The sequence below is a fragment of the Staphylothermus marinus F1 genome, assembly GCF_000015945.1.
Taxonomy (GTDB): Archaea; Thermoproteota; Thermoprotei_A; order Sulfolobales; family Desulfurococcaceae; genus Staphylothermus; species Staphylothermus marinus.
The window spans coordinates 729,621-744,947 of record NC_009033.1; the positions used below are offsets into that span (position 1 = coordinate 729,621).

The following is a 15,327-nucleotide window of genomic DNA, read 5'->3' on the forward strand; positions in this document are numbered from 1 at the left end:
GAGAGTGAAACAAAATGATGAAAGAAGTTTTTAGGAGAGCTTTGATAATTTATCGACCAACACCAATCTGCCTAGATAAGGCAAAAAAGATCATCGAGTTATTGAGAGAGTACGGATTAGCAGTTAATTCTTTCTGGGTAGATGACTTGATCAAGGAGATGAAAATCAAGACAGACTTAATAGTAAGTATTGGAGGTGACGGCACATTATTAAAGATCTCGAGAGTATTCCAAGACACAACTCCATTAATACTACCGATACCTTGTGGTAGGAGAACAGCATTATATGAACCATTTGATACAGATGATCTAGAAAGAATTCTTGACATGGTAATGAATGGGTTATTCACTATACAAACACTTGGCAGAATAGATGTTGTATTAGATAATAATAGATATACTGCTTTAAACGAAGTAGCATTGATCTCTATAGATAGAGGTAGGGTTATAAGATTTAAGATAACGGCGAAAACTCCAGCATTTATATCTGAGTATTATTTGGAGGGAGACGGAATCCTCATAGGAGCTTCTCCAGGATCTGCAGCTTATAATTTATCGACGAGAGGGCCATTTATAGATTATTTTCTAGAAACAATATTTATTACACCATTAAACCCTATGGAACTAAATATTTCACCAATCATAGTTCCCTCGTTATCTAAAATACTAATTGAAACAATGGGGATAATGGAAATATATATTGATGGTGAAAGAACCGATATACTGGGGCCGCATAGAAAAATACTTGTTGAGCATAGTAATAGGGATTTTAGAATTATAAGAGTCTATGGGAAAAAAGATTTCATAAGGGATGTATTTGAGAAAAGAAGAATATCGCATCCATAATAAAAATAATAGTAGGAAGCTAAATATAGTGTTTGACACCTCTGCATTTCTAGCAAAATACCATTTACAATTACCAAGATACATTGTTAAAATATATACTGTTCCAAGAGTAGTTGATGAGGTAAGGGATCAGGAAAATAAGGAAGCTCTCGAACTAGGTATTGAGACTAAAATGATTGAAGTAATTGAGCCAAGAGAGGATTTTAGAAGAAAAACCATAATTAAAGCTAGGAAAATAGGAGAACATGTATCCTTATCTAAAACAGATATCGATGTAGCAGCACTTTCTCTACAATTAAAAACAATACATGATAAGGTAATTGTTTTCACAGATGATTACTCTCTTCAAAACCTCTTATACCATATGGGGATTCCATTTAAACCTTTGAGAACGAAGGGTATTAGAAAAGCTAGAAAATACCGAGTATACTGTCCCGTTTGTGGATACGTTCCAGCAGACCCCTCAGAAGATACATGCCCAATATGTGGTTCTAAACTTGTTAAGAAACATATGAAATAATCTATTTTCTTCTTAGAACAGCTACAAAGAATCCAGGCATATCATAGCCTAGCGGTGAAAACCTATAAGCTACAATGTCTCTATAATAGATTTTATCAGCATAGGGGATCTTTCCTAAATCAATTGTTTCCAGCCCCAGCTTCCTCACTGCATATATAATGTTTTCTTCGTTCTCCTCCCATGTTAGCGTGCATGTGGAATAAACAATAATGCCTTTTCTAGTAAGAATAGTTGATGCTGAATTGAGAAATTGTCGCTGATACTTACTAAGAACCACTATATCCTCGCCTCTAATATCAATGTCTATTTTAGGTCTAACACCTAAACCTGTACATGGAGGATCAATTAATATCTTATCAACCTTCTCCGAGACGTTTAGATCTAAGTGAACATATCTGGAATCCATAGGCAAAATAATAACGTTCCGTAGAAGACGGAGTCTTTTCAGGGTAGAATATACTTTTAATGCCTTCTTCACATTTCTCTCAAACGCTATAATTCTGCTCCTACCTTGAGATAATTGTACTAGATGACTGGTTTTACCGCCTGGAGCAGCATTCATATCAAATATTAGCTCGCCAGGCTGGGGATCAAGTATTCTTGAAACCATCATAGCTGGAAGACTTTGAGGATAAAATAATCCTAGATCATATTCCTCTAGATCACGGATTGGAGGAGCTTTATAAATTGATACAATGTTTTCGCCGACAATTCCTTTCTTCATATATTTCAGCTTATCCGATGAAACAAGCGTTCTAACAACGGCTATTATTCTTCCATTAGTAGCTTGAATATTAACATACTCATTCTCTTTAAAGCGATCAAATCTTACTATGCCTGGTCTATAAAGATTTGCACCAATCATTATGGATTCAGCAGCATATTTATCGACAATGATTTTTTTGTCATAAACAGGTATCTTATTAGGCCCTTCTAATTCAATGAATACTGCTTCTTCAACATAGGGATCCTCCTTTACATTAATACCACGCTTTTTCAATCGTTCAACTAGTTCTTCTCGAGTGATAAGCATAGTATTTACACGTAAGTAGAGCCGTTTAGGAGGCAATAATATTTTGTCTAATAGAGAATAAGTTAAGCTTCCATAAACTTTTCTCAAAGAAGCAATTAGGCCATAATCAATATTCTTGCTCATTTTTTCTCAGCTCTAATACAAACAAAGCCTGAATCAGGAACCAGAGATTTAACAGGTACCTCATATGTTGGAGGAGTGCTGGGAGGATATAATAGTGTTGAACAAGTATCTTTAACTATGAATCCCGTAATTGACAACATATAGTATAGTTCTTGAATAGTATAGAATCTAGCATATTTATAGAATAAGCTCTTACCACTATTCTTTAACCACCTATAATAAATTCCCCAACTACTCTCTTTAGGGACAACACACGTCACCAAAGTACCATTCTTCTTTAAAACCCTATTGATCTCAGACAACATCTTCAATGGATCATTTACAAAACATATCGTGACAACCACTATGACGGAGTCGAAATAATTATCAATAAATGGGAGATCCTCCCCAAACGAGTTAATAGTCAAAAACCCTCTTCTACTAGCATACAACAACATTTTCTCAGAAGGATCAACACCTACCATAGACTTAGATAATCCATACGTTAAAATACCTGTACCAACACCTACGTCTAAAATCTTACCATATAAACCAATTGATTTAATACAGTCTCTTTCAGCCTTCATAATATTATAGTTTCTAAGATACCAGTTCTCATATTTCCAGTAATATTTATCGAAAACTCTATACGAACTATTCATTTCCATGAATAGATACCCCAAAATGAAAGGATATACTTATAAGAATTAAAACATATTTGAAATAATGATTAACCACATCCATAAATGCTTCTAGAGAGGTGTAACTAAGATGATCCCAGATGTTAGAATAGAGGATCACGAGCTACAAGAAGCTCTCGGCAAAGTCGAGAAAAAAGAAGAGGTTGACGAGAAACAAAGATGGATACAGAGAATGATTAGAAGCGCTAAACACCACCACAAGATCTGTCCATACTATGATAAAAAAACTGGAATGTGCTTCCTCACACTAGGAGAAAAATGCACACGTGATGGAAGATACGAGACATGCCCCGTGTTCAGAGAGTTTCTGGAGAAGAAATATGAAGAGTATAAATCTAAAGGTTTACCTTTACCAGTTGACTTCGCAGATATAACAATTATGCCGTTCTAATATTAATTGGTTCACTAAATACATAGAGATGATCAATAAATGAGCGGTGAGGAAAAGGTAAAGGAGTATAAAATAAGTGATCTAGATAAGATCTGGATGGAATATGATAGACAAAATGATATCTTGTACATTAACTTCGGATACGATATCGAAGATGCAGATGAAGAATTCCTCAGCGGAGACGGCGACATAGTGGTAAGAATAAAGAATAGAAGAGTAGTCTCAATAATGATAATGAATTTCAGCGATAAAGCAAACATTATCGTGTATTAATAGTATTATCTGGGAATACCTCGCGGAATCATATGTATTAATACTTTGTTTTTAGACACTACCTTAAACAAGTATTCATTAAGTACTCTAACACATGCATCTTCGCTTCTGCACATTATATTTACTAGATAATTCTTATCGTTGTAATATAGCTCTAAGAACTCGTTTTGGCAAAGATACATTTTGAAATTCATGGAGGAGTCCTCATAGCTATAAATTTTCCTACACATATTGTTGAGAATACCGATAAGATCGCTAAATGATTTCTCATCGATCTCCAGATCTATCGCTAGAGTGATCAATGAATTGTTCATAAAGCTACATCCACCATATAGGTTATTAAAGGAATAATTCACGTATTAAATCATCTATTCTGCGTGGCTTAACAACATATACTTTCACACCATTCTCCTCAATATCATATGCAAGTTCTTCGCTTATTTCGCCAGTTATAATAATTGCTGGATCATATTTATCAAACACTTCCTCAAGAATCCAGAAACCATCTTTGTATAGATTATTCAATTCCTCTATGACAACGTGCTTGTCAGCATCATAAACGGCTATTTTAGAGGCTCTATCCAGTGAAGTCACATATCCATCATTATTAATTGTTATCATAACTATATTATTACCCATATAGAGCACCTAATCAGTATAAGATATTTTTATAGGTTTATAATGCTATGCTTCACAATATTCAGAGAGTGAAGAACATGTATAAAGTAGATGTTAAGCGAGCTGAGTTCATAGGCTCTTTAATAAGTAAGATTAGAGATTTCATAGATTTATTAGAGAAAAATGATCCACAATACCATGCTGTATCAGAGCTTGTGAGACATTATGGAAAAGAACTAACCTCAATAATAGTGGTTGCAAATGCTCTCATAAGTTATCAATTATCTAGTCGAGGAGAAGAATACTGGTCTGCATTGTCAAAATGGTTTATTGATAGAAGAGAAAAAATCAAAGACATAAATAATATTATAGAGAACCACATAATGTTCTTGAAAATCACAAACTATAATAGAATGGGTCTAAAACACAAGATCAAAAGATTACAAGTATTCTACAATAGTAGCTTAGCAAAAAACCTAGTGAACTCTCCACTAAAATTCTGTAACCAACTAGATAAATTAGTATATATGATCAGTAAAATCCTAAAAACCGATCCCACAGCGAAAACCGTGGTTTTTGCGGGAAAAATGTATTATTACTTTTGCTTAACATGTAAGGCTGAGATAAGCGGTGAAATACCCATACCGGTGGATCGTAGAAATTCATTTCTTGCAATAACCAGTTGTATAGTGGGATGCAAGAACAATACATCCACATGTGTAAAAGAGCTTATGACCCCTAAAAACAGAGAAATAGTTATAGAGGCTTGGAAAATAGTATCTGAAAAAGCAAACATACCTCTATATAAACTTGATTCCTTTACATGGTTATTAACAGGTATGATTAGACAACTAAAAGAACCTATTAAGATCTATAGAACAATTTGTAGTAAATATAATTATTGTAGAGAAGAACTTCGGGAGATATTGAAAGAGCTTATACATTGTAGAGGTAAATATTGATTATATTCCTACCATAATACCTAACATAGTATAATCGCCTAGGTGTAAGAAAAATTGACATTGTCTAGACACAATAGTATTTCTACTCATAAAAACTTACATATAGCTATAATACCTACTGGTAGCTATGAGTATCACGGTGAAGATCTCCCACTTGATACTGATAGTGTTATAGCTGAAGAAATAGTTTCTCTATGCATTAACAATTTCAAGTATGAGAAGAATATAAATATACATATCTATCCTGTTCTAAAATATGGTTATTCCATAGAATGGCTTAAATATCCTGGAACGATCAATGTTGATCCTAAAATTTATTTAGACTTATTAGATTCCATAGTGGATTCCATAGAGAAGAACATTTCTCCAGCCGGCTACATATTTGTTAACGGGCATGGAGGAAACTATTCTCTCCTAGAAGTTTTCTCCCGTAAAAAATTCTACGAGTTAAAGAAACCATTTATCATAATTGATATATGGAGAATTGCTTCTGGGTATGGATTAAAATATTGTCATGGATGCTTGTTTGAACAACAACTATACAGTTGTTTAACTAGTAAATCAATAAAGGAAAATTATAGGGAAGAACAAATATGTTCTAGTTATAATGAACTACTTAAAGGATATATAGAAGAATTAAAGATCGGTGGTTGTGGAGATATCAATATTGAACCCTGTGTTTTTGTTAATAAGATCTGTATGCTTATTGGTGAGGCAATAAAAATTATTATTGATCACTCATAGAATTAATTATGAGGTGCATTCCTAATTGGCAGAACAACTAGGCGTTAAAGGATACATTATAACTACTAAAATAACACGTGATCCCTACAAGTTGATGAGCAGACGAGGATATAAATGGTTCGGCATAATACCGGTGGAGATAAAGGGGCACGAAGTATTTCTTTGGACAAGCGGCGTTATTGCTCAATGGTTCAGTAAAGATGAGATTGTAAAGATTGTATTGAAGGATGAACCTAAAAAGGTGGGTGATACATGGATTCTTGGGCCAAACGACTACGATTTATACAGAGTATATAGAGGCGAAGAAATACCTGTATGGCCTGTTTGGAGGAAAACATATGTTTTAGAGAGAAAAGATCCGTTAAATATTAGAAAAGTATATGAATACAAAGTTGTAGCTCGTGAAGCAATGAGTGAAGAAGACTATTTGCTTATTTGGATACTATACCATGGTTGTTTTGGAAAATTATGAAAACCATGATTGTTTTGATAGATTGGCGGGGTTCGCTTTATAAACCCTCACTAATATAATGGTTAATAAAAAGCAGATGAAGGGCTCAAAAGTGGTCTGTGTGGAGCCCCGATAGCCCCCTCGATGAAGGGATGAAGCCCCAACCCAAGAGGGGGAAGCCCGTGCAGATATCCAAAGTTTCCAAAACAACCAAAAGATAAAGCACGGGCAACCACTATATGGAAATAGTTAATCTTGAACAACACCATTATGCTAGTAAAGAAGAAATCGTTGCTATATGGAGATGTTCCATATGCGGATACTATATGGAGTCTAATATTCAGCCAAAATGTCCTAAACATGGAGTGCCCATGAAGCTCCAAGAGATCAGGGGAAGTATACCGAGTAGCAGGTTTCTAGTATTAGGGCTTCTAGGTAGAAAAGAATATGAGCCTAGAATAGTTGCTTATGTTAGAGTTGATACACCTATTCCATTAATGAATCGTAGATTACCTAATGGCAAAGTTGAGAAGATGATTAGAGAAAAAGTTTTCCCGAAGGAATGGTTTCACCCAACATTCTGGCCCACAGCATTATCTGAGAGAAGAAACATTATTTCTAGATACAAGTATTTAAAAACAACTTATGGTAGAAGGCTGGCAAGAGCTATTGTTGGCGAAGAGGTTAGTGAGCAAGCATTAAAGATCGCCAATACTGCAGCCGCAAGAATAGCTAGAGTAGTAGTTCATCCTGATTATAGAGGAGACGGGCTAGGAGTATTATCTGTGAAAGCAGCTATTGAATGGATAAGAGAGCGTAGAATACCTGAAATGAAGAAACGTAAACATATTGTTGAAACCATAGCTATGATGGCACGTTATAATCCATTCTTCGAGAAAGCCGGCTTCTATTATATGTGGGATACTGGGAGTGGGAGACCTGTTTTAATGTATCCATTAACACCAGAGGCGGAGAAGAGGATAAGAGAATTCCTAGAAAAAGATCCTTATGCTAAGATGCATGGCGGAAAACTGTATAAGTCTAGGTATGGTACTGTGGAAAAGATGAATGGCCCTATTATCATTGAAAACTTGACAAAAATATATTCTAGCATACTCGATGTTAAAAGACTGCCACCAAGACTTAGAGACGTATTATTAGCCTTCGGAGTTGAGAGAAGAGTTGTTGAGAAATATGTTTTGAGAAATGTGAACATAGTGATCGAGCCTGGCGAGATAGTCGTAGTAGTTGGTGCAAGTGGTGCTGGTAAAACAACTTTTCTAAGAATGATAATTGGAGCGGTTCAAAAAGAACTACAATCCCAAGACAAGTATAAGCCTACTGAAGGAACAGTTAAGACGCCGCCAAATACTAGGTTACAAGCCCTATTACCAGGCGAGCTGGAACCAAGTTTTGGCTCGGAAACACTATTAGAACATGTAACTATGAAAATAGGTGATCCTGCAGCTGCGGTAGAAGTATTAAATATGGTGGGGTTAAGCGATGCAGTATTCTATAGAGCAAGATTCGCAGAGTTATCAACCGGTCAGAAGGAGAGAGCAAAACTTGCAAGTCTCCTCGCAGAAAAACCTAACTTATTAGTGATTGATGAGCTCACAGCACATCTCGACACCTTAACAGCACAAAGAGTCGCTAGAAAAGTAGGTTTACTAGCTAGGAAGGCAGGTATAACTCTAATAGTAGCTACTAATAGAAGCGAAATAATAGAAACACTAAACCCGGACAAGATAATCTATATAGGTTATGGAACAGCATTTCCCACGAAATCCTAACATTTATGGTAAATAATGTGTTTGAATTATACAAAATAAACCCTTTTAACAAAAAATCTTTCTGGACAAAGAATACCAGGAAAGTTAATAGGTTGATCAAAATGAAGATCCTTGTCCTAGCTAGTAGTAGTCAGCGAAGAATAGAATTGCTAAGAAAGCTTGGAGCAGACTTTATAGTTATCCCTCCAAGAATTACTGAGAGAATATATGATGACCCAGCTAAGACTGTATTAGAAAATGCGTTTTCAAAAGCTAACTATGCTCTAGTATATGCCCCTGAGAACTCGATCATTATTGGGATGGATACTGTAATTTTCTCTCACGAACTAGGAGTCATTGGTAAGCCTACAACAATTGAGGAAGCAACACATATACTTAAACTACTACGTGGAAAATGGCACTCCGTATATACTGGTGTATATATTATAGAAAAGAATAATCTCAAATACAAATCATTTATTGAAGAAACAAGAGTGAAAATGAGGAATTTCAGCGACGAAGAATTAACACTATATATTTCAAGCCTCGAACCACTCATGAAGGCAGGCGGTTATGCCATACAAGGACTGGGAGCATTGCTTATAGAAACAATTGTAGGCGACTACTACAACGTTGTAGGAATACCTATTACAAAACTCTACATCACGTTGAAGAAGTATTTCGGAGTAGACCTACTAAGGGAGGCGGTGAGGAAACGTGTTGTTGGAAAAACTAGAACCATATGAAATATTTACTCTGAGACCAGATGCGTTCTGGATATGGAATAACGAAGAAGTCAAAGAAAGGCTTTCTTGGTATTATCAAGTAATGATAAATAAGAAACCAGCAAAATTCATCATAGCTAAACATATAGAATCACCTGTTAACCCTTATGAAGTAGAGGATCAGAGGGAATTATGGAAAATACATGACAGTTTAGAAAAGGAATTCGTAAAAATCTATAAAGAGATAAGAAATGATCGATTGAAACTTGAAGAATTACATAAGCCCAAATATAGTTTTCTAGACGTTAAAATAGCATTAGCTAAATCATATCTTAAAAACTGTAGACTATGTGAGTGGAAATGCGGAGTAAATAGATTAAGCGGTAGACCAGGAATATGTATGATGGATAAAGACTGTATAGTCCACTCTTATTTCCATCACATGGGAGAAGAAGCCCCACTAGTACCTAGTGGGACAATATTTTATGGAGGATGTAATTTCAGATGCGTATATTGTCAAAACTATGATATAAGCCAATTATATGCTAGGCATGGTGAAAGAGTTGATTCGAGGAAACTGGCTATTATACAAGAGACTCTGAGGAAAACAGGTGCTAGAAACATTAACCATGTTGGGGGAGAACCGACTCCACATATACCCTTCATAGTTGAGAGCTTCAAATACTTAAACATTAATGTTCCACAACTATGGAATAGCAACATGTACTTGTCACTGGAAGCAATGAAGATCATAAAGGACCTAATAGATATATGGTTACCGGATTTCAAATATGGAAATAACCAGTGTGCTTGGAGATATTCTAAAGCTAGAAACTACTGGGAAATAATTACTAGAAACATAAAAATAGCTTATCAAAATGGAGACATGATAATTAGACACCTCGTTCTACCGAACCATATAGAATGTTGTACAAGAAAAGTTCTTGAATGGATAGCTAAAAACACTCCTAGAGCATTAGTGAACATAATGGACCAATATAGGCCTGAACACTTAGTCGCTAAATATCCCGAAAAATTCCCTGAGATAGCTAGGAGACCGTATAGAAATGAAATATTGGAAGCATATAAAATAGCTGATGAGCTAGGAATACTATATAAGCCAATATCATAGATAATCATAAATTCTCGGTGGACAAGCTTGAGTAAAAATGCCGAAGAAGAAAGTATTTATGAAAAAGTATCTGAATACTGGTTTCTGGATCATTACCGCGTCCTATTTGTGAAAGTAGATGAAAAAACAACTGTTGTATCAGTAGATGTTTATAGGAGGAGATGGCCGTTTGACAACTATGATGAAGAAATATGTGTTTCGGAGAATAAGTACTGTATAGTATATAAGAACATAGATAACCATAGAGAACATATAAATGCTGATATAGAAAAAATCGTTGTAGCAGGGATCAAAACTCCTGAAGGAATAGAAACAGTTAATGTAAGATGGTTTATTACTGGAAATATTAGCTTTAAAGATGCTGAAAAACTATTTTATGAATCATGGAAGCTTATAGGTTGTAAGGGTCCAAAAAATGATCCCTGGCATACTTATTGCCCCGAGGATTTTGATCCGTGAATAATTACTGCTACAACAATATTTACATTAGTCCCCGTAGGCCCTGTTATTATTAATCCGTTATATTTCCTGAAAAACTCGTATGAATTATGTTCTCTGAGATAACTCCATGGAGAATCCCTGTTTTTACTCATATTTTCCCATACCTCGTAATCTCCGTAAGCACCTGCAGCATCTGAAAAACCATCCACTCCATCAGTATCAAATGCAATTATAGATAAGTCTCTCCTACCCCTAGTAGTTGCTAAAAATGATAATACAAGTTCTTGGCACCTACCACCTTTCCCGTATCTCTGCCCCTTCAAACTAACATTTGGTTCTCCACCAAGTAGTAAAACCAGAGGTTTCTGTCCTAAAAGGTCTCTATCGCTTATATCCATAGCTATTGATGCAAGAACTTTTCCGACCTCGGAGCTTTCTCCTTCAAGCCTAGTAGTTAGAATATATGGTGTATATCCTTTATCTCTAAAGTATTCGCTTAACTTTCTTAGAACAGTATAGTTTGACGCTATAATCTTATTGATAGTTTTCCTAAATACTGGGTGATCATGTTTTGGGGTTTCTTCTATTTCGCCGCGAATTCCTTTCTCAATAACTATTCTAACGCTTTCCGGAACCTTATCCCATAAATCATATCTCTCTAACACGTTTTTAGCATCAATATATGTTGATGAATCAGGAACTGTGGGGCCTGATGCTATATATTCTGGATTATCTCCTGGCACATCACTTATCATTAATGATACAATATATTTCGCCTTGCCTGCTTTAACAGCTAAGCGTCCACCCTTTATTTCTGATAAATGTTTTCGAACAATATTTATTTCTCGTATATCAGCGCCGCTCTCCAATAGAAGCTTGTTTGTTATTTTTAGGTCATCTAGGGTTATTGGCTGAATAGGTTTCTCCATTAAAGCGGATCCGCCGCCACTGATTAAACTGATCAATACATCGTTTTCCCCTGCTTTCCCAGCTATATCTAGGATTTTCTCAGCCGCCTTAATACTTCCCTCGTTGGGTATTGGGTGACCGGCTTCAACTAATTGTATTTTCTCAAGCTTGTATAGGTCAGACATATAGTAAGGTATAGCAATAACTCCTTTCTCTATTAGATTACCCAGTATTCTCTCAATAGCTAATGCCATTTTTCCACTAGCTTTACCAGCTCCTACAACATATATTTTTCCATTTTCAAGACAGATCCTTCTACTATCAATATATAAGCAATTATTGTCTCGGCGAATATGGAGTGGAAGAATTTTTTCCGGATCAGATACTTTGATAGCTACATTAACTATTTCTCTATAAAACTCCTTATCTATAACTACTCACCCGGGAAACCTTATTTTACTCTGTTAAATAACTATTCTTTGACATATATAATATGGTTGCATCGGAGAAAAGAACGTTAAACAGGTTGAGAAGAATTGAGTGAACAACGTTTTAAGCCGTTGATCGAGGAGAAGAGATGGAATATTAAATGGGAAAAAGATCTTTATAAGAAATGGGAGGAAATGGGTCTTTTCAAGTTTACGTTTAGAGAAGATGATCCTAGAGAAATAATTGCTATAGACACTCCACCCCCATATGCCAGTGGTAAATGGCATGTTGGAGGAGCTGCTCATTATGCCCAGATAGATATGATTGCTAGGTATTTCCGTATGAAGGGATACAATGTCTTAGTCCCCTTCTACGCTGACCGAAATGGTTTACCAGTAGAAGTTCAAGTTGAAAAAACATATGGTATTAATCCACATGAAATCTCAAAAACTCCTGAGGGTAGAGAAGAGTTTCTAAGACTTTGCAGAAAATTCTTGGATAAAGCCGAAGAAGACATAGTGAAGATCTGGAGGATGCTTGGATGCAGTTTTGATTATTGGAGAAACGGTACAGACAGCGAAGAATATAGGAAGATTACCCAAGCCACATTCATAGAACTCTACAAGAAAGGATTAATCTATGAAGCAGAAAGACCTGTTAACTGGTGTCCTAGATGTAAGACAACACTAGCTGATGCAGAGCTGGAGCACAAGGAGGCGGAGGGATACTTATACTATATCAAGTTCAAAGTAAAAGAGACCGGGGAAGAAGTAATAGTAGCAACTACTAGACCTGAAATGCTGAGAGCTTGTAAAGCACTAGTTTTTCATCCAGAAGATGATAGGTATAAGCATTTAAACGGGCTACATGCGATTAATCCACTATACGGGCACGAAATGATCATCACGACATATCCAGAAGTAGATCCCGAATTCGGCACAGGACTTGTAATGGTTTGTAGCTATGGTGACCAAACAGATGTTAAAATGTTTAGAGACCTCGGATTAAAACCCACTATAATAATCGATAAGGATGGAAGACTAACACAGGTAGCAGGACCTTTAAGCGGATTAAAAGTTGAAGAAGCTAGGAGAAAAGCAGCCGAGATCCTAGAGGAGAAAGGTCTTCTAGTTAAGAAAGAGAAGATCAAGCACAGTGTTCCAGTGTGTTGGAGATGCAAGACACCTATACAAATAATACATACTAAGGAATGGTTTTTGAAACAACTAGATTTCAAGGATGAAATTAGGAAAATTGCTAAAACTATAGAGTTCAAACCCGAAATGCACCGTAAAAAACTACTAGACTGGATAGATAGTGTATCATCCGACTGGCCTATAAGTCGAGACAGATACTATGCAACCGAAGTCCCAGTATGGAGATGCAGAAAGTGTGGCTCAGTACTACTCCCCGAACCAGGCAAATATTATAGGCCATGGAAAGACGAGCCTCCATGGGATAAATGCCCTGTTTGTGGAGCTCCGAAAGAATACTTGGAGGGGGAAAAGAAGGTTTTCGATACATGGTTTGATAGCAGTATATCAGTATTATATGTTACCGGGTATAAGAGAAACGATAAATTGTTTAGAAAAGCATTCAAATATACTCTAAGACCTCAGGGACAAGACATTATACGTACATGGCTCTACTATAGCTTACTAAGAGTATACCAGTTAACAGGTAAACCAGCGTTTAAATGGGTAAGAATAACTGGTATGGGATTAGATGAGAAAGGAGAAGCAATGCATAAATCTAAAGGTAACGTAATAGATCCAGAACCATACATAGAGAAATATGGAGCCGACGCCTTCAGATACTGGGCTGCTGCTTCTGCTAAGCTAGGATACGATTATAGATTCTCAGAACAAGTCATTAGAACAGGATTCTTATTCGCTACAAAACTATGGAACATTGCACGTTTCATATCAATGTTTCAAAAACCTGAAAAGAAACCTATGCTGAGACCATTAGATGAAGCTACAATAGCTTATTTCAATAATATGTTGAAAGAAATAGATGAAGCTTATAGTAACCTAGACGTTTTCGAACCAATAACAAGTATTTACCAGTTCATCTGGAACTATTTCGCATCACACTATATAGAACTAGTAAAGTCTAGAGCCTACAATAGAGAAAACAAGTATAGCCGAGAAGAACAAGAAGCTGCATGGTATACATTACACTATATTCTGAACAGGACTCTGAGAGCACTAGCACCAATAATGCCCTTCGTAACAGATGCTCTGTATACGAGGCTTTATGGTAAAACTGTTCATTTAGAAAAATTCCCTGAACCAGAAAAAGAATGGCTGAATAAAGACTATCAACTAGCACTACTCGTGCAAAAGATTAACTCAGCAATTTGGAGCTATAAGAAGAAAAACAATATAAAATTCAAAGAAAAACTAACAAAGAAAATATACTTACCCATAGAAGCTGAGAAAGCTTTGAAAGAAATCGTTGACTTACACAAGCTGGTGAACATAGAATTCCATAGTGGATCCCCTCCTGCAAACGCTGAGAAAATAGGTGAAGAAGTATATATTGAGAAATAAATACAACCTTATCTAGATACGTTATATTTTATCTTCCAAGGAATTTCCGGATTCTTCTCTCTATACTCCACTCTACCTTCTTGATAAATACTTTAAAAGGGGGGTATCCAAAATGTGGATGTACATTTCCATTCTTTATAGCTTTGAATACTGATTCTACAGATAATTCATCTAGTTCTAGAACTGTATATGCCGAACCGATTGCTTCGGGGATGTGGGCGTCACTATTAGCAATACCCGGTAATCCTAGGATTTTTGAAGCTCTTAATGCTTCACGATTAGCTCGTGGATCAGCTGAGGCATTCCAAACCTCGATAGCATCCCATCCATTATACTCGAATAATGCATCTCCTATACCAAGTCTTAACGTATCAAAAGGATGTGCTGGCACAACTAAACAGTTGTTCTCGTGGGCTTTATCTATTAAGTAGTCTATTCTTCTAGGCACATCTATTGGTTCATAACAATATACTAGTATGTCTCCTTTATCTGTTCTAACTTCATTACCAATTATGACTAGGAGTTGTTCATCATATTCTCTAACTAGATCCTTTGCTAGTCTACTTGCTATAATAGATCCTTGGAAGGAGTTGTGATCAGTGATTGATATAATATTTAAACCCTTATATATTGCTGTTAAAATAATTTCTTTAGGACTAGCTCTTCCATCACTATATGTTGAATGAATATGCATATCCGCTAATGCTTTAAACAAACCATCTTC

Annotated in this window: 18 protein-coding genes; 12 read left to right on the forward strand and 6 right to left on the reverse strand. The window is 35.9% G+C overall.

Annotated elements, in window-relative coordinates; translation table 11 throughout:
- Positions 1 to 14: 14 nt before the first annotated feature.
- Complete coding sequence (locus SMAR_RS03705) at positions 15 to 845, forward strand: NAD(+)/NADH kinase (protein WP_244372486.1); 831 nt, start codon at positions 15 to 17, stop codon at positions 843 to 845.
- Positions 811 to 1,365, forward strand: a complete 555-nt coding sequence (locus SMAR_RS03710; RefSeq protein ID WP_244372488.1) for an NOB1 family endonuclease — start codon at positions 811 to 813, stop codon at positions 1,363 to 1,365. The genes SMAR_RS03705 and SMAR_RS03710 overlap by 35 nt, the downstream gene beginning before the upstream one ends.
- A gap of 1 nt (position 1,366) precedes the next feature.
- Here the strand turns inward: SMAR_RS03710 and SMAR_RS03715 are convergent, their stop codons facing one another.
- Together SMAR_RS03715 and SMAR_RS03720 are read right to left on the reverse strand one after the other, a co-directional pair.
- Positions 1,367 to 2,521 carry an RsmB/NOP family class I SAM-dependent RNA methyltransferase gene (locus tag SMAR_RS03715; protein ID WP_011839019.1) on the reverse strand — a complete coding sequence of 385 codons (1,155 nt, stop codon included), beginning with the start codon at positions 2,519 to 2,521 and terminating at the stop codon, positions 1,367 to 1,369.
- The gene (locus SMAR_RS03720) at positions 2,518 to 3,168 is read right to left on the reverse strand and encodes a class I SAM-dependent methyltransferase (RefSeq protein WP_011839020.1); all 651 of its coding nucleotides are present in this window, start codon (positions 3,166 to 3,168) and stop codon (positions 2,518 to 2,520) included. The genes SMAR_RS03715 and SMAR_RS03720 overlap by 4 nt, the downstream gene beginning before the upstream one ends.
- 103 nt (positions 3,169 to 3,271) lie before the next feature.
- Here SMAR_RS03720 and SMAR_RS03725 point away from each other — a divergent pair, with 103 nt between their 5' ends.
- A complete protein-coding gene (locus SMAR_RS03725) occupies positions 3,272 to 3,592 on the forward strand; it encodes a hypothetical protein (RefSeq protein ID WP_011839021.1) in 321 nt (106 codons plus the stop codon).
- A 39-nt stretch (positions 3,593 to 3,631) separates the two neighbouring features.
- Positions 3,632 to 3,865, forward strand: coding sequence for a DUF2283 domain-containing protein (locus SMAR_RS03730; protein WP_011839022.1), 234 nt, complete (start codon positions 3,632 to 3,634; stop codon positions 3,863 to 3,865).
- Positions 3,866 to 3,870: 5 nt separating this feature from the next.
- Here the strand turns inward: SMAR_RS03730 and SMAR_RS03735 are convergent, their stop codons facing one another.
- Together SMAR_RS03735 and SMAR_RS03740 are read right to left on the reverse strand one after the other, a co-directional pair.
- Positions 3,871 to 4,179, reverse strand: a complete 309-nt coding sequence (locus SMAR_RS03735) for a hypothetical protein (RefSeq protein WP_052833812.1) — start codon at positions 4,177 to 4,179, stop codon at positions 3,871 to 3,873.
- Positions 4,180 to 4,204: 25 nt separating this feature from the next.
- A complete protein-coding gene (locus SMAR_RS03740) occupies positions 4,205 to 4,504 on the reverse strand; it encodes a NifB/NifX family molybdenum-iron cluster-binding protein (protein ID WP_011839024.1) in 300 nt (99 codons plus the stop codon).
- 77 nt (positions 4,505 to 4,581) lie between these two features.
- On the opposite strand from SMAR_RS03740, the gene SMAR_RS03745 reads away from it, so the two are divergent.
- The 7 genes from SMAR_RS03745 (at position 4,582) to SMAR_RS03775 (ending at position 10,728) form a co-directional block, all read left to right on the forward strand.
- Complete coding sequence (locus tag SMAR_RS03745; RefSeq protein WP_148676743.1) at positions 4,582 to 5,445, forward strand: N-glycosylase/DNA lyase; 864 nt, start codon at positions 4,582 to 4,584, stop codon at positions 5,443 to 5,445.
- Between the two features lie 54 nt (positions 5,446 to 5,499).
- On the forward strand, positions 5,500 to 6,189 hold the full coding sequence (locus SMAR_RS03750) for a creatininase family protein (protein ID WP_011839026.1): 690 nt from the start codon (positions 5,500 to 5,502) through the stop codon (positions 6,187 to 6,189).
- Between the two features lie 25 nt (positions 6,190 to 6,214).
- Entirely contained in the window at positions 6,215 to 6,661 is a 447-nt protein-coding gene (locus SMAR_RS03755) for a hypothetical protein (protein ID WP_052833813.1), read from the forward strand.
- A gap of 218 nt (positions 6,662 to 6,879) precedes the next feature.
- Positions 6,880 to 8,433 carry a GNAT family N-acetyltransferase gene (locus tag SMAR_RS03760; protein ID WP_244372490.1) on the forward strand — a complete coding sequence of 518 codons (1,554 nt, stop codon included), beginning with the start codon at positions 6,880 to 6,882 and terminating at the stop codon, positions 8,431 to 8,433.
- A 101-nt stretch (positions 8,434 to 8,534) separates the two neighbouring features.
- A complete protein-coding gene (locus SMAR_RS03765; RefSeq protein ID WP_011839027.1) occupies positions 8,535 to 9,158 on the forward strand; it encodes a Maf family protein in 624 nt (207 codons plus the stop codon).
- Positions 9,130 to 10,269, forward strand: coding sequence for a radical SAM protein (locus SMAR_RS03770; protein ID WP_052833814.1), 1,140 nt, complete (start codon positions 9,130 to 9,132; stop codon positions 10,267 to 10,269). Before SMAR_RS03765 ends, SMAR_RS03770 begins: the two co-directional genes overlap by 29 nt.
- A 27-nt stretch (positions 10,270 to 10,296) precedes the next feature.
- The gene (locus tag SMAR_RS03775) at positions 10,297 to 10,728 is read left to right on the forward strand and encodes a hypothetical protein (RefSeq protein ID WP_011839029.1); all 432 of its coding nucleotides are present in this window, start codon (positions 10,297 to 10,299) and stop codon (positions 10,726 to 10,728) included.
- On the opposite strand, the gene SMAR_RS03780 is transcribed toward SMAR_RS03775, so the two are convergent.
- Positions 10,701 to 12,050, reverse strand: a complete 1,350-nt coding sequence (locus SMAR_RS03780; RefSeq protein ID WP_052833815.1) for a glycerate kinase type-2 family protein — start codon at positions 12,048 to 12,050, stop codon at positions 10,701 to 10,703. The genes SMAR_RS03775 and SMAR_RS03780 overlap by 28 nt on opposite strands.
- Before the next feature lie 105 nt (positions 12,051 to 12,155).
- Here SMAR_RS03780 and SMAR_RS03785 point away from each other — a divergent pair, with 105 nt between their 5' ends.
- A complete protein-coding gene (locus SMAR_RS03785; protein ID WP_011839031.1) occupies positions 12,156 to 14,603 on the forward strand; it encodes a valine--tRNA ligase in 2,448 nt (815 codons plus the stop codon).
- Between the two features lie 28 nt (positions 14,604 to 14,631).
- Here the strand turns inward: SMAR_RS03785 and SMAR_RS03790 are convergent, their stop codons facing one another.
- Positions 14,632 to 15,318 (reverse strand): PHP domain-containing protein, encoded by a 687-nt coding sequence (locus SMAR_RS03790; protein WP_011839032.1) that lies wholly within the window; start codon positions 15,316 to 15,318, stop codon positions 14,632 to 14,634.
- Positions 15,319 to 15,327: the final 9 nt, after the last annotated feature.

Bases quoted from the DNA above. Each gene is read 5' to 3' on its own strand.
- SMAR_RS03705 (WP_244372486.1), top strand. From the start codon at position 15: ATGATGAAAGAAGTTTTTAGGAGAGCTTTGATAATTTATCGACCAACA.
- SMAR_RS03710 (WP_244372488.1), top strand. From the start codon at position 811: ATGTATTTGAGAAAAGAAGAATATCGCATCCATAATAAAAATAATAGT.
- SMAR_RS03715 (WP_011839019.1), bottom strand. From the start codon at position 2,521: ATGAGCAAGAATATTGATTATGGCCTAATTGCTTCTTTGAGAAAAGTT.
- SMAR_RS03720 (WP_011839020.1), bottom strand. From the start codon at position 3,168: ATGGAAATGAATAGTTCGTATAGAGTTTTCGATAAATATTACTGGAAA.
- SMAR_RS03725 (WP_011839021.1), top strand. From the start codon at position 3,272: ATGATCCCAGATGTTAGAATAGAGGATCACGAGCTACAAGAAGCTCTC.
- SMAR_RS03730 (WP_011839022.1), top strand. From the start codon at position 3,632: ATGAGCGGTGAGGAAAAGGTAAAGGAGTATAAAATAAGTGATCTAGAT.
- SMAR_RS03735 (WP_052833812.1), bottom strand. From the start codon at position 4,179: ATGAACAATTCATTGATCACTCTAGCGATAGATCTGGAGATCGATGAG.
- SMAR_RS03740 (WP_011839024.1), bottom strand. From the start codon at position 4,504: ATGGGTAATAATATAGTTATGATAACAATTAATAATGATGGATATGTG.
- SMAR_RS03745 (WP_148676743.1), top strand. From the start codon at position 4,582: ATGTATAAAGTAGATGTTAAGCGAGCTGAGTTCATAGGCTCTTTAATA.
- SMAR_RS03760 (WP_244372490.1), top strand. From the start codon at position 6,880: ATGGAAATAGTTAATCTTGAACAACACCATTATGCTAGTAAAGAAGAA.
- SMAR_RS03765 (WP_011839027.1), top strand. From the start codon at position 8,535: ATGAAGATCCTTGTCCTAGCTAGTAGTAGTCAGCGAAGAATAGAATTG.